Here is a 13743-nt window from a genome sequence, read left to right on the forward strand (position 1 = left end):
ATTCCCGGTGCTAAATCTGCCTGCTCAATTCTTTGGCAGATGTAAATCCTGCCTGCAGCATGGGCAAATTTTGTCCGCGGGTGAATGCCACGACCGTCGATAGCGGGTATATCCGTTTGCTTATACCTGCCGGCCTCAAGAGGCAGCCCGCAGCGGGATTGCGGATGGCGCGGGGTGCAGCGTCTGGTCGAAACGGCGCGCGACGGTGCGGATGACATTGCGCAGCCACCGGTTGGCGCCGCTGTTGTGAGCCCGCTCATGCCACAACAGATAGAGGTTCATCTGGTCGAACTCCCTCGGCGCCTCGACGAGCTGCAAATGATTGGCCGGGGCGTTGGCGACGATATATTCCGCATAGGGCCGCGCCGTGGTGAAGATCAGGTCTGTTTCGGCAAGGATCGCCGGGATCAGCGCGTATTCCGGCACCGACATCGCGATGCGGCGGCGCATTCCAAGCTGCGCCAGCCGCCCGTCGATCGGGCTGTAGACGGCGTTGGAGCCGGGCGTCGGCGATACATGGTCGGCATCCATGTAATCGTCGAGCAGTAGGCGTCCGCGCTTCGCCAGCGGGTTCGATTTCTGCACCACGCAGGCGATGTCGCAATGCAGGAGTGTGCTCGATTTCAAGCTCTGCTGTGGCGCCGGCCAATTGCCGATTACCATGTCCACCCGGCCCGATCCCAGATCTTCGATCAGGTCGCTCTGTTCCGAGGGTGCAAAAAAATCGACCGATATGCCGGGCGCTTCGCTTCGGATGCTGGTGGCGATCGGCGGAATGAGGAAGGTGCCGAAGCAGTTGACCGCGGCGATCCGCATCCGGCTGTGGACCATGCCGGGATCGAACTGGCTGCTGCGGTTCAGTGTGTCCAGAAGGCCTTCGAGCATGGCCGCGATCGAGGCCATCACCTCTTCGCCGCGCTCGGTCAGCACCAGTTTCTGGCCGCTGCGCACGAGAAGCGGATCCGAAAATATCTCCCGCGCCTTCTTCAGGCAGGCACTGACGGCCGGCTGACTGTGTCCGAGCAGCATGGCGACCTTGGAGACATTGCGCTCCCTCAGCAGCAGATAAGTGGTGCGCAGCAACCTGACGTCGATCGAGGGATTTATGTTCGCGTACACGGCCGTTTCCTCTTGCAGGCGGATCGCAGGACGCGATGCAAGCGATGTGCCACCTAAGGAACTTGTCTTGCTCCGGCAGTGGAGGACGTATGAGCCCTTTATAAAGTGGCAGAGCAGCATCTCTGCGATTTTCAGCTGGACGTCTGCGAAGTTCCTTTCTTCCGGCGGCGACGGTGCTAGAGTTTGGGCGGCGCGATCGCGAGCTTCGGCCGGGGGGTGGATGAAAAGTTTTATTGCAAAGGCCGCGGCGGCGGTAATCGTCCTGTTTGCCCGGGCGGTCACGGCGGTTCGCGCCATATGGCCCGAGGAGGGGCTGCCTTCCCGCCCCTGTGTCTATTTTGCCAATCACTCCAGCCATGGCGACTTCGTGCTGGTCTGGGCGGTGTTGCCGCCAAGGCTCCGCCATCAGGCTCGTCCGGTTGCCGGCGCTGAATACTGGCTGAAATCGCCGCTCAATCGCTTCATCGGCAGCGACGTCTTCAATGCCGTCCTCATCGAAAGGGAGCGAGACAAGAGGACAGAGGATCCCATCGCGCAAATGGCCTCGGCGATCGACGCCGGTTCATCGCTGATCCTCTTTCCGGAAGGCACGCGAAACCAGTCCGAGGCCCCTCTCCTTCCATTCAAAAGCGGCATTTTTCATCTGGTCGCGGCGCGACCTGACATCGATCTCGTTCCGGTCTGGATCAACAATCTCAATCGCGTCATGCCGAAGGGCGAGATCGTCCCGATACCGCTGATCTGCACCGTCACCTTCGGTAGTGCCCTGCAGTTCACTCCGGGTGAAACCAAGGACGCTTTCCTTGAACGAATGCGAAGCGCTCTTTTAGCTTTGTCTCCTAAACCTGCAGGGAGTGGCGAATGAGTGCCGCGAGTTCCGATCTCTTGACGCTGGTGGCGGGTATCTTCGGCGTGCTGATTCTCGCCTCGGCCATCGGTTACGTGCTGCAGCAGCGCCTCTCGCCGACCGGCTCGAACGCGTCGATCGAAAACCTTAATGCCCGGATCAAGGCCTGGTGGATCATGGTCGTCCTGATCGGCATTGCCTTCGTGGCGGGCCGCATCGGCGTTCTCATCCTATTCGGGTTCTGCTCCTTTGCCGCGCTTCGAGAATTTGTCACCCTCATCAACACCCGCCGGGCCGATCACTGGGCACTGGCGGCCGCCTTCTTCGTCGTGGTGCCGCTACAGTATTATCTGCTCTGGGCGGAACAATACGGCATCTTCTCGATCTTCATTCCGGTCTATGCATTCCTGCTGATGCCGATCATATCCGTGCTCAGGGGCGATACGGAGCGCTTTCTGATCCGCATCGCCGAAGTGCAATGGGCACTGATGATTTGCGTCTTCTGCGCCTCGCATGTCCCGGCACTGCTGACCTTGAACATCCCGGGCTACGAGGGCCGCAACGTGCTGCTGATCGCCTTCCTGGTGATCGTCGTCCAGTTGAGTGACGTGCTGCAATACGTCTGGGGCAAGTTGTTCGGGCGCACCAAGATCGCTCCGAAATTGTCGCCATCGAAAACGGTCGAAGGTTTTGTCGGCGGCGTCATCAGCGCTACCCTTATCGGTGCGGCCCTTTGGTGGATAACGCCGTTCACGCCGGTTCAGGCGGGACTTCTCGCCTTCGTCATCACATTGATGGGTTTCTTCGGCGGCCTGGTGATGTCGGCGATCAAAAGGGATCGCGGCATCAAGGATTGGGGCAATCTCATCGAAGGACATGGCGGTCTGATCGACAGACTGGATTCCGTCGTCTTCTCGGCACCGATCTTCTTCCATATCGTGCGCTACTGGTGGTCGCTGTGATGCCGGATGTGCTGAAACGGCTTGCGCGCAGCGGGACGGTGCATGTGCTGTTTGCGTTTCTTGCCATGGGCGGCTGGGCCGTTTTTGCCAATCGCGCTTATGAAATGCCAAGGCCGCTTTATTCCGGTGCGGTGCAGGGCGTGATGTCGGCTTGCCTGACGCTTTTCCTGAAATCCGTGATCGACGGGCTTTCGAAGCGCTTTGACGGCCCGGTACGGTTTTGGGCGCCGCCGCTCATTGCCTGCCTCGGCTCGGCCGCTGTTCTCGTCGCGATCCATGCGGCAAGCGGCACACCGGAAATCCTCAAGACCGTCGCGGTTCCGCTTCTGGTATCGACGAGCTACGCCACGATCTACAATTATTCGATCTCCGCACGAGGGGCCAAGACATGACAGAGACAGGCGACCGGCGGCCTCTGGCAAGCCGCAACACCCGCTGGGCAGGCGCGATCGCGCGGTGGATGGCGTCGAAAACCATCACTCCCAACCAGATATCCCAAGCCAGCATGGTCGCGGCAGCCCTTGCCGGCGGCGCCTTCTATCTGGCGGGACAAACGGTCGGATGGACGCGGATTGCCTGCCTGCTGCTGGCCGTCCTATGCTGCCAGGGCCGGCTGCTTTGCAATCTGTTCGACGGCATGGTCGCCGTCGAAGGCGGAAAAGGAGAGCCGGACGGCCCGTTCTGGAACGAGTTCCCGGATCGCGTCGCCGATCTTCTGATATTTGCGGGCGTTGGATACGGGATCGGCATGCCTGGTCTCGGCTGGGCCGCCGGTGCTTTTGCCGTCTTGACGGCTTATGTCCGGGAACTCGGCCGCGCCACAGGCAATCCGAGTGATTTCTCAGGCCCGATGGCCAAGCAGCACCGGATGGCAACGATCACCGCGGCAGGATTGGCATCGATCCTTGAACCGTTGTGGGGCGGATACAACCAGATCCTGATGATTGGTCTCGGAATAATCGCGCTTGGCGCGGCCTTCACGGCAATCCGCCGCTCAAGGACGTTGATCGCGCGCCTCAAAGGTCAGCCCAGCGCCGCGCCGTTGGTCGCCAGGAAAACCGAGTAAAGCGACTTGGTGGCGGTGATGAAAAGCCGATTTTTGCGCGGGCCGCCGAACGTGACGTTTGCGACCGTCTGCGGCACCAGGATCTTGCCGAGAAGCTCGCCTTTCGGGGAGAAGCAATGCACGCCATCGCCGGCGCTCGTCCAGACATTGCCCTGGATATCGACGCGGAAACCGTCGGGCAGGCCATTGTCGAGACTGCAGAAGATCTTGCCGTTGGCAAGACGCTTGCCGTCGACCACGTCGAAGACGCGGATATGACGCGGCGCATTGACATCATGGCTCGAGGCAGAGTCGGCGACGTAGAGTTTCGTTTCATCCGGTGAGAACGCAAGGCCGTTCGGCTGGCCGAAATCGGTGACGGCCGCTTCGAGGTCGCCGCTCACCGGATCGAGGCAGTAGACATTGCGTGTATCCTGCTCCGGCTCGGCCCGGTAACCTTCATAATCGGACTTGATGCCGTAGGTCGGGTCGGTGAACCAGACGCTKCCGTCCGAACGCACCACCACATCGTTCGGCGAGTTGAGCCGTTTGCCCTGATAACGGTCGGCAAGAACCGTGATCGAGCCGTCGATCTCGGTCCGGATGACACGCCGGCCGCCGTGTTCGCACGACACGAGCCGGCCTTGCCGGTCGCGTGTATTGCCGTTGACGAAATTCGACGGCGAACGGAAGATCGAGACGCCGCCGTCCGGCGCCCAGCGCAGCATGCGCTGGTTGGGTATGTCGCTCCAGATCAGGCAGTTCAGATCCGCAAACCAGACCGGACCTTCGGCCCAGCGGCAATCGGAATAAAGCTCTTCGAGGGCCGCGCTGCCAACGATCAGGTGCCGAAAGCGGTCGTCGTGGATTTCGTAGATGGAAGGGATCTGCGGCATGGGAGAGGGTCCGATTTGAGTTTGTTCATCGGTTGGATTGACGGCCGCCGGCAACCAGGATGACGGCGATGATGATGAGGCCGGTCAAGATGAGGCGAAACCCGGCACCGAAGCCATAGGTGTTCAACATCGACACGACAAGGAACATGAAGAGCGACGCGCCCCAGATGCCGGGGATGTTGGAGTTGCCGCCCGCGACCGCCGTTCCGCCGATCACCACGACGGCGATCGACATCAGCAAGTATTCGGACCCCATGTTCAGTGCAGCCCCGCCGGAGAAGCTCGCGAGCAGATAACCGCAGATCGAAGCCAGCACGGCACAGAGGATGTAGGTGACGAGCCGCGTGCCGTCGACCGGAATGCCGGTCATCCGGGCGGCGAATGTGCTTTGGCCGATCGCCGATATCCAGCGGCCATAAATGGTCTTTTTCAGCAGGACCCAAGCGATGACCGAGAGGATCAGGGCGACGATCGCGATGTTCGGGATGCCGAACAGGCTGGATGTCGTGAAGCTCGCCAACACCTCCGGCGGCTTGATGCGCAGGCCGCGGTTCGCCCAGATGGCTGTCGACTGCACGATGAAGCTTATGGAGAGGGTCGCGATGATCGGCGGGATGCGCAGGAGTTTTATCAGCGCATAGTTGCCGATGCCGATTGCGAAACCCAGCAGGATCGACGTCAGCAGGCCGACGAGGATCATGCCATCCTGCACGTCCATCAGCTTCAATGCCAGCGTCCCGGAAAGCGTCATCGTGGCGGGCACGGAAAGATCGATATTGCCAGGACCGAGGGTGATGACGAACATCTGGCCGATGCCGACGATGACCGAGAAGGCCGCGAAGGTAAGGGCTGCCTGGGACAAGCCTAGCGAACTTGCGCCGCCGGTAAAGAGGACAGTGACGATCCAGACGATAATCGTGGCCGCGAAAGACCAGATCCAGGGCTTGGTAAAGAGGAGGCGCGCGGCGTTCATCGGCCCTTCTCCTGCTTTTCCAACCTGTTCAGGAAAAGGCGAAGCGCCAGCACGACGATCAGGATCGCGCCCTGCGCACCGATCTGCCAGTCGGGCGATATACGCATGAAGGAGAGGAAGGAGCCGGCGAGCGTGAGGGTCAATGCCCCGATAACGGCGCCGATCGGCGAGACCTTGCCGCCGACGAACTCGCCGCCGCCGAGGATGACGCCGGCGATCGACAACAGCGTGTAGCGCAGCGCGATATTCGCATCCGCCGAGGTCGTAAGGCCGACGAGCGCGATGCCGGATAGAACGGCGAAGAAGCCGGCCAACGCATAGGTTCCGGCGCGGATGCGGATAACCGACCAGCCGGCGCGCTCGACCGAGCGGACATTGCCGCCAATGCCGCGGATCAGCACACCGACGGAGGAGCGCATGATGACGAAATGGGTGACCGCCGCGATGACGATGCTGGCGACGATCGCCATCGGCACAAAAGGAGGCCGGGAGGTCATCAGCCAGCGGGCCCAGATCGGAGCCTCGCCACCGGGAGACGGCAGCATAAGGACCGCAAGCCCGCCCCAGACGAAGCTCATACCCAGCGTCACGACGATCGAGGGCAATTCTCGAACATGGATGACAACGCCGATCACGGCATAGGCCGCAATAGCGCCAAGGAAAATCAACATGCCGATTGTCGGGGAGACCTGCAGGAACGTCGCCGTCACGCAGGCGCAGAAGCTGACGAAGGCGCCCATCGAGAGGTCGAGATCGTTAACCGCCATGATCAGCATTTGCGCCACCGTCGCGAGCGCGATCGGCACGGCGAGATTGAAGAGCAGGTTGAGGCCTGTATAGCTCATGGCGCGCGGCTGCATGTAGAAGACGGCGGCGAGCAGCAGCGCCAGCGACGCGGCAGGGATGATAAGGCGGATTGTGCCGGAGGATATCTTCATGCCGCCTCGCCTGCGCTGAAGGAAGCCTCGAGCACGTTTTTCTCGGTGATCTCGTCGCCCGCGAGTTCCGCGACGATGGCGCCTTCCCGAAAAACGTAGACCCGGTCGCAGAGGCGAATTTCGTCCATTTCCGTCGAATACCATATGAAGGCGCGGCCGGTGGCAGCCTCGGAGCGCAGGATGTCATAAACTTCCTGCTTGGTGCCGACATCGACGCCGCGCATCGGATCGTCCATCAGCACGATCCTCGCGGTCGTCGCCAATGCACGGGCGAACAGCACTTTTTGCTGATTGCCGCCGGAAAGCGACAGGATGCGGTTTTCCATGTCCGGCGTACGGATCTCGATACGCTTCCTCCAGCCGTTGCCGAGCGCGCCTTCGCGATCATGGTCCACGATGCTCCGGGAGCAAAGATCGCGAAGCGAGGCGATGCTGAGATTGTTCAGGATGCTCCAGAGCGGGAATATTCCGTTCAGGCTGCGGTCGCCGGCAACAAAGGCGATGTCCTTCCGGCGTGCCGGCCACCAGTTGCTGTTGCGCGAAAGATAGAGATCGAGGAGCGTTTCCGTCTGGCCATGTCCCCCGAGACCGGCAAGGCCGATCATCTCGCCGCGATGGGCTTGAAAGGCAAGACCGTGACCCCGTCGCGGCGGCATGGCAAGCACCGGCGCGCCATCACGCTTGTCCACCGCGCGCTGCCATTCCTGCTCGCGTACCACGTTGCCCATGGCTTCGACGAGGCTGCGGGTACTGAACTCCGAAGCGGAGCGGTCGGCGACGACGCGGCCGTCTTTCATCACCACAATGCGATCCGAGGTGGAGAGGATTTCGCCCAAGATATGAGAGATCAGCAGCACAGATCCCCCCTCCCCGACGAACTTCCGGATATAGGCCATGAGCTGCGCCGCCAGCCCTGCGTCGAGCGAAGAGGTCGGCTCGTCGAGAATGACGAGTTTCGGCTTTTCGTTCAGGCCGGCGAAGCTGATGGCGATCTCGACCATCTGTCGCTCGGCGATCGAAAGGTCGTCGATCGTGCTGTCGCAGTCGATGCCGTGGCCGGGGAAAATTTCCCCCAATTGCTGTTTGACGAGGGCGACTGCCCTGGTGCGCCAGTTCCAGCCGGCGAGTTCCGCGTGCATCACGCGGGCGTTCTCGCTGACGGTAAGGTTGGGGCAGAGCGACAATTCCTGGAAGACGCAGCGAACGCCATTGGCTCGTGCAGTCGAAATGCCATGTTGAGCCCTGGCACCGCCATAGCTGACTTCGCCCGCATGCGGGGCCAGGCTGCCGTTGATAACATTGACGATGGTGGACTTGCCGGCGCCGTTGTGGCCCACAAGGCCGACGCATTCGCCGCCGTGGATGACCAGATCCGCTCCGTCCAGCGCCTTGACGGCGCCGAAGGTCACCTTGACGCCGCGGGCCGCGACCACCTCTCGTCTTGCTGTTATTTCATTCATGCGGAACACGTCATCGATGATCTGGGCAGGGCAATGCGGAGGCACGGCACCTGCCGGCGCCGTGCCCTGTTGTGTGGGAGGATCAGCTCACTTGCCGCTGCTGATGACTTTCTGGGCGTCTTCCAGCGAATATTCGACATTGGCGACGCCGCCCTTTTGGGTACTGGCGAGGTTCGTTTCGAGATTGGCCTGGTCGATGCGCAGGAAAGGAACAACCAGGTCCTTCTTTACCTGCTTGCCGTCAAGGATCTGCTGCGCCACCCAGAAGGCGAGCGTCGAGACGCCGGGCGCGATCGAGACGGACATGGTCTCGTAGCCGTTCTTGTCTTTCTGCTGCTTCCACCAGACGAGTTCGTCCTCGCGGTTGCCCATAACGATGGTGGGGGTCGGTCGGTTCGCTGCGGCGAAGGCCTGTGCCGCACCATAACCGTCGCCACCCTGGGTCACGACTGCCGTGATTTCCGGCAGGCTCGGAAGGATGCCCGCGACTGCGCGTTGCGCGACATCCTGAGCCCAGTCGCCGTTGACGGCACCGACGATCTTGAACTGCGGGTTTTTCTGAGCGCCCGCCTGGATGCCAGCGTGGATTTCATCGTCGACCGAAACGCCGGCGAGGCCTCGGATCTCCAGAAGGTTCCCACCCTTCGGCATCTTCTTGGCGAGGTATTCGACCTGGCTTTCGCCCATCCCCTTGAAGTCGACCGCGATGCGCCAGGCGCAAGGTTCGGTTACGATGCCGTCGAACGAGACGACCGTGATACCGGCGTTGCAGGCCTCCTTGATGGCGCCGTTGAGGGCGGTCGGCGAGGCGGCATTGATGACGATCGCATCATAGCCCTGCAGGATCATGTTCTGGATCTGCGCGGCCTGCTCGGTCGCCTGATTTTCTGCGGTCGTGAACGGATCGGCAGCGGCGACGATCTTCTTTGCGACGGCGTCCTTGGTGATCTTGTCCCAGCTGGTCAGCATCGCCTGCCGCCAGGAATTGCCAGCATAGTTGTTGGAAAGGGCAATCTTCTTGCCCGAAGTTTCGGCCAGGGCAGAGAACGGCCCGGCAACGCAAGCGATAGCGACAGATGCGAAAAGCATCTTTCTGATGATCATGATTTCCTCCCTAGAGTTCCCAACGGGGTTCTCCTCGGGCCGCTCCTCAACGGTGGCCGAAGATAGTGTTTGCGCTGAGCCCCGTTTGCTCAGTAGGAGGAGAATGGAGGAGAAATCAGATGTTGTATAGGCGCATACAAGCAACCTTTCTGCGGGTGCTCGCGCAAAATATGCGGGTTCCCGCAAGACAAGAACCACAACGAAGCGTCTAATGGTTTCAAGGACTGGAGGAGGTCCGTCATGCTCAATCGGGCGCGAAACGCGTTGTTCGACCGCTATCTCGGCATCTCCCGGCTTCTTGCCGGCCAGCTCGATTTCAATGCTATCATCCAGGCGGTGGCCGCCGAGATCAGCCACATCATTCCGCACGACCATCTCGACGTCTGCATCAAGATGGTGGATGGCAAATATCACATCGCTTACGAAAGCGGACTTGCGACTGCCTGGAGCCAGCAGCCGCCGGCGCTCTTGACCGGCAGCCCGATCCGCACGCTTTTGGCCGGAGAGGTGGATTTCCTTTTGTCGCCCGATGCCTGTGCCGACCCGCGCTTCCATTTCGAAGGCGCCTTTTCGAGCCCGATTATCGCGCTTTCCTTGAGGAGCAGGCTGCATGTGCCGCTCAAGGTCCAAGGAGATATCATAGGTGCCTTGAGCTGTTCCAGCCATGAACGTGACAGCTATTCGATGGAGGATGTCGAGAACGCCCGTTCGATCGCCGACCTCTTGGCACCCTATTTCTTTGCATTGAGGGCGGCCGAACAGGCCAAGCGCTCGGCGATCGTCGAGACGGAGGCACGCGCCCGCGAGGAGGGGCTGCGGCTGGGGGCGCTGAAACTGACGGAGGCGCTGGAGGCTGAACGCCAAAGGATCGGCATGGACCTGCACGACCAGACGCTTGCCGACCTGACGCGGCTCTCACGGCGCATGGAGCGGCTGTCGAGGCTGGCGGACATGCATGGCGATGCGCTCGAACCGCTCTGCCGCACCCTGCAGCAATGCATGCACGATCTTCGTGAGATCATCGAGGAGGCCAAACCGACCGTGCTGCAGCTGTTCGGCGTGGCGGAGGCGATCGAGAACCATCTCGAACGCTCGGTGCGCGAAAGCGGGCAGCCAATCGAATGGCGGATGATTGACGAAAGCGACGGAGCACTTGTTGACCTCGACCAAACCGTGGCGACGGCCCTGTTCCGCATCGTCCAGGAAGCCGTCAACAACGCCATCAGGCACGGCCAGCCGAAAACCATCCTGGTGCGTCTTGCGAGCCGCAAGCGGATGCTTTCGATCGAGGTGGACGACGACGGCAATGGCATTTGCAGCCCGCAGGACAAGGCGGGCCATGGGATCGACAACATGAAGACACGGTCGCGGCTCATCTCCGCGCGGTTCGAGATGGCCGGTCATGCCGACCGTCGCGGCACATCCGTGAAGGTCACCCTCCCCGTCGGGCCGAAGCGCCTGGTGGAGGCGTCGACATGAGGGTCCTGATCATTGAGGACGATCCGCTGCACCGGTCCTATCTGCACGAGGCGGTGCGGGCAGCACTGCCGGAATGCGACACGGTTCTGGAAGCGGAAAACGGCCACACCGGCGAGGTGCAGGCGCGCCAATCGCGGGCCGAGCATGTGGTCATGGACCTGCAGATGAGCGAGCGAAACGGCATCGAGGCGGCCCGCACCATCTGGCGCGAGCGGCCGGACACCAAGATCCTGTTCTGGTCGAACTATTCCGATGAAGCCTATGTCCGCGGGGTGGCACGCATCGTTCCGGAAGGTGCGACTTATGGGTATGTGCTGAAATCAACCTCCGACGAGCGGCTGAAGCTGGCGCTGCGCGGCGTCTTCATGGAGTCGCAATGCGTTATCGACCGCGAGGTGCGTGGCATCCAGCAGAAGAGCCTCGGCAATGCGCATGGTTTAAGCGATGCGGAATACGAAATCCTGGTGGATGTGGCGCTCGGCCTGACCGATAAAGCGATCTCCCAGCGCAAAAGGCTCTCGCTGCGGAGCGTCCAGAACCGTCTCCAGCAGCTTTATGAAAAGCTGGATGTGTACGAAGTGCCGGGCGACGGACCGGAGGGCTGGTACAATCTCCGGATGCGGGCCGTTGCCGTGGCGCTGCTTCGCAAGGTGCTGAACGCCAGCGCGCTCGAAAGGGCCGAACGCGAATTGCGCAATTCCGGCGGGAATTAAGTGGCGAGGCGGCGGCCCGCCTTTCACCGAGTGCCGGGCTTTGACGTGCCCTGCAGCAAATCCGCTTCATCGGCAACAATCGAGGCAGCTTCGTTCTGCAGGACGTCTTTGGCGTTCTTGCGGGCGTTTTCAATAGCAAGATCAGCACTCAGGCTACGCTCGTTTGCTTCCAGGCCATCGTCTCCACTGCGAGCCAAACCGTCGTTTGTTTGCTCGCGCGCCTTGAGACGGGCTGCCAAGGCAGTCAATTCGTTTTGACGTTCGGATTCATTGAGAGAAATGACGCGCTTTTCGCGCTGCGCCTTCAATTCGGCGGCGTCCTCGACAAAATGCTGGAAATTCCGGTCGTTTTGCACCCGAGCATCATGGCGGCTTTTTAGCTGCGGCAGCAGCGCCGCCATATTGCCCGCGGCCGTATACTTCGCAGGCTTGATCTGGGCCCATGGCAGCGCGTTGTCATAACTCGCCTCGCCAAGGGTCTTCGGGTCCGAAAGGCCGGGCAAGCTGATATCGGGTGTCACGCCCCGCAATTGTGTCGTCCCGCCGTCGACACGGAAAAACTGCGCAATCGTCAATTTCAGCTCGCCGAATTTCGGTTTGCTGTTGTGGGCGACATTGTCGAGATTGATGACGGTTTGTACGGTGCCCTTGCCGAAACTAGGCTCACCGACAATCACACCGCGACCGTAATCCTGTATCGCTGCGGCAAAAATCTCGGAGGCCGACGCTGAACCGCGATTGATCAGGACACCGACCGGGCCTGTCCAGGCGGGCGCGGATAAATAATCGCTTTCTACCTCGACCTTGCCTTCGGCATCGCGTTGCTGAACTACCGGGCCTTTGCCGACGAACAGGCCCGTCAAATCGATCGCTTCGGCCAATGACCCTCCCCCGTTATCGCGCAAATCGATCAAAACGCCGTCGACGTTTTCCCGCTTGAGTTCGCCGAGAAGCTTGGCGACGTCGCGGCTTGCGCTTCTATAGTCCTTGTCTCCTTTGCGCCGCGCGTCGAAGTCCTCATAGAACACCGGCAGGGTAATCACCCCAATTCTGCGCGCCGCACCGCGGTCCTCCACGGATAGGATGGCCTTTTTCGCGGCCTGTTTTTCGAGGCTTATTTTGTCCCGCACCAGGCTGATGACGCGGTGGCTCTCGCCGGCGTCTGCCGGCAGGACGTCCAGGCGGACAACGGAATCTTTGGTCCCGCGTATCATTTGCACGACTTCATCGAGGCGGGTGCCCACGACTTCTTTTACGGTGCCATCCTCGCCCTGACCGACCCCGATAATACGATCCCCGACCGCCAGCTTTCCGGACAGTTGCGCGGGCCCTCCCGGTACGAGTTCACGGACCGTCGTATAGCCATCGCGTTCCTGCAATACCGCGCCGATACCAACCAGCGAAAGCTTCATCGAAATGTCGAAGTTGGCCGAAGCGGCAGCACCGAAATAATCCGTGTGCGGATCAACCGACGTGGTGTAGGCGCCCATGAATGACTGGAAAACGTCGTCGCTCTTGTACGTATAGGCGCGCTCGAGGATGTTCTGATAGCGCTTGTCGAGCGTCTCGCGAATCGCCGCATCGGCTTTGCCGGCCAGCTTCAAACGCAGCCAATCGCCTTTGACGCGTTTACGCCACAGCTCGTTCCTTTCCTGCTCCGACTGCGGCCAGGGTTCTTCGTCGCGGAGAAAAGAGTAGCTTTCCCGCACGCTGAAATCGAAGTTCTGCTTGAGCAAGCTGCGCGCATAGGTCATGCGATCGACAACGCGCTGCGCATAGACATTAAAAATCGAAAACGGAATATCCAGGTCTTCCTGGACGATGGCATCATCGATCTTGGCGCTGCCAGCCGTGAACTTGTCGATGTCGGCTTGCAGGAAGAGCATACGGTCCGGATCCAGGGACTTGATGAACCGATTTGTAATCTTGACGGATAGCGCATCGTTGAGCGGAACCGGCTTATAGGCATATCGCGTCAGCAATTGTGCGCTCAAATGAGCGGCTTGCGCTTGGCCCTGCAGCGGCGACAAAGCCGGCGGCGGCCCAACTTCCAGCGCATATGCCGATGGCGCAATTGCAAGGAATATGCCGAGAAAACCGTAGTGAATGCGCATTCGACTTTGATCCCATTTGCAACGTCGAGACTATAGTGTTGGGATCTTGGTGCAACAATTATGGCGTTTTGGCAACGATATCCGCGAAAGGTG

At 60.7% G+C, this 13743-nt stretch carries 13 protein-coding genes; 6 read left to right on the top strand and 7 right to left on the bottom strand.

Going from position 1 to position 13743, the window contains the following annotated elements; all coding sequences use genetic code 11:
- Positions 1–135 precede the first annotated feature (135 nt).
- Positions 136–1119 (bottom strand): LysR family transcriptional regulator, encoded by a 984-nt coding sequence (locus AC1DLT_RS00510; RefSeq protein WP_477485504.1) that lies wholly within the window; start codon positions 1117–1119, stop codon positions 136–138.
- Positions 1120–1339: 220 nt separating this feature from the next.
- On the opposite strand from AC1DLT_RS00510, the gene AC1DLT_RS00515 reads away from it, so the two are divergent.
- Genes AC1DLT_RS00515 through AC1DLT_RS00530 form a run of 4 tightly spaced genes read left to right on the top strand, consistent with a single transcriptional unit; the run spans position 1340 to position 3994 of the window.
- Complete coding sequence (locus AC1DLT_RS00515; protein ID WP_477485978.1) at positions 1340–1984, top strand: lysophospholipid acyltransferase family protein; 645 nt, start codon at positions 1340–1342, stop codon at positions 1982–1984.
- A complete protein-coding gene (locus AC1DLT_RS00520; RefSeq protein ID WP_247033379.1) occupies positions 1981–2928 on the top strand; it encodes a phosphatidate cytidylyltransferase in 948 nt (315 codons plus the stop codon). Before AC1DLT_RS00515 ends, AC1DLT_RS00520 begins: the two co-directional genes overlap by 4 nt.
- Positions 2928–3320, top strand: a complete 393-nt coding sequence (locus tag AC1DLT_RS00525) for a hypothetical protein (RefSeq protein WP_477485505.1) — start codon at positions 2928–2930, stop codon at positions 3318–3320. The genes AC1DLT_RS00520 and AC1DLT_RS00525 overlap by 1 nt, the downstream gene beginning before the upstream one ends.
- The gene (locus AC1DLT_RS00530; RefSeq protein WP_477485506.1) at positions 3317–3994 is read left to right on the top strand and encodes a CDP-alcohol phosphatidyltransferase family protein; all 678 of its coding nucleotides are present in this window, start codon (positions 3317–3319) and stop codon (positions 3992–3994) included. Before AC1DLT_RS00525 ends, AC1DLT_RS00530 begins: the two co-directional genes overlap by 4 nt.
- Here AC1DLT_RS00530 and AC1DLT_RS00535 read toward each other — a convergent pair.
- The 5 genes from AC1DLT_RS00535 to AC1DLT_RS00555 all read right to left on the bottom strand — a co-directional run bounded on the left by AC1DLT_RS00535 (position 3952) and on the right by AC1DLT_RS00555 (position 9344).
- On the bottom strand, positions 3952–4869 hold the full coding sequence (locus AC1DLT_RS00535; RefSeq protein WP_477485507.1) for an SMP-30/gluconolactonase/LRE family protein: 918 nt from the start codon (positions 4867–4869) through the stop codon (positions 3952–3954). The genes AC1DLT_RS00530 and AC1DLT_RS00535 overlap by 43 nt on opposite strands.
- A 25-nt stretch (positions 4870–4894) precedes the next feature.
- The gene (locus AC1DLT_RS00540; protein WP_477485508.1) at positions 4895–5842 is read right to left on the bottom strand and encodes an ABC transporter permease; all 948 of its coding nucleotides are present in this window, start codon (positions 5840–5842) and stop codon (positions 4895–4897) included.
- A complete protein-coding gene (locus AC1DLT_RS00545; protein WP_477485509.1) occupies positions 5839–6780 on the bottom strand; it encodes an ABC transporter permease in 942 nt (313 codons plus the stop codon). Before AC1DLT_RS00545 ends, AC1DLT_RS00540 begins: the two co-directional genes overlap by 4 nt.
- Positions 6777–8240, bottom strand: coding sequence for a sugar ABC transporter ATP-binding protein (locus tag AC1DLT_RS00550; protein ID WP_477485510.1), 1464 nt, complete (start codon positions 8238–8240; stop codon positions 6777–6779). Before AC1DLT_RS00550 ends, AC1DLT_RS00545 begins: the two co-directional genes overlap by 4 nt.
- Positions 8241–8327: 87 nt before the next feature.
- On the bottom strand, positions 8328–9344 hold the full coding sequence (locus AC1DLT_RS00555; RefSeq protein WP_477485511.1) for a substrate-binding domain-containing protein: 1017 nt from the start codon (positions 9342–9344) through the stop codon (positions 8328–8330).
- 240 nt (positions 9345–9584) lie between these two features.
- Here AC1DLT_RS00555 and AC1DLT_RS00560 point away from each other — a divergent pair, with 240 nt between their 5' ends.
- Together AC1DLT_RS00560 and AC1DLT_RS00565 are read left to right on the top strand one after the other, a co-directional pair.
- A complete protein-coding gene (locus AC1DLT_RS00560) occupies positions 9585–10823 on the top strand; it encodes a GAF domain-containing sensor histidine kinase (protein WP_247135665.1) in 1239 nt (412 codons plus the stop codon).
- Positions 10820–11536: a response regulator transcription factor gene (locus AC1DLT_RS00565; protein WP_247135666.1), complete on the top strand. Its 717-nt coding sequence runs from the start codon at positions 10820–10822 to the stop codon at positions 11534–11536. The genes AC1DLT_RS00560 and AC1DLT_RS00565 overlap by 4 nt, the downstream gene beginning before the upstream one ends.
- Positions 11537–11559: 23 nt before the next feature.
- Here AC1DLT_RS00565 and AC1DLT_RS00570 read toward each other — a convergent pair whose 3' ends face one another.
- Positions 11560–13650: a carboxy terminal-processing peptidase gene (locus AC1DLT_RS00570; protein ID WP_477485512.1), complete on the bottom strand. Its 2091-nt coding sequence runs from the start codon at positions 13648–13650 to the stop codon at positions 11560–11562.
- Positions 13651–13743: the final 93 nt, after the last annotated feature.

The organism is Neorhizobium sp. 05N33, assembly GCF_056397445.1.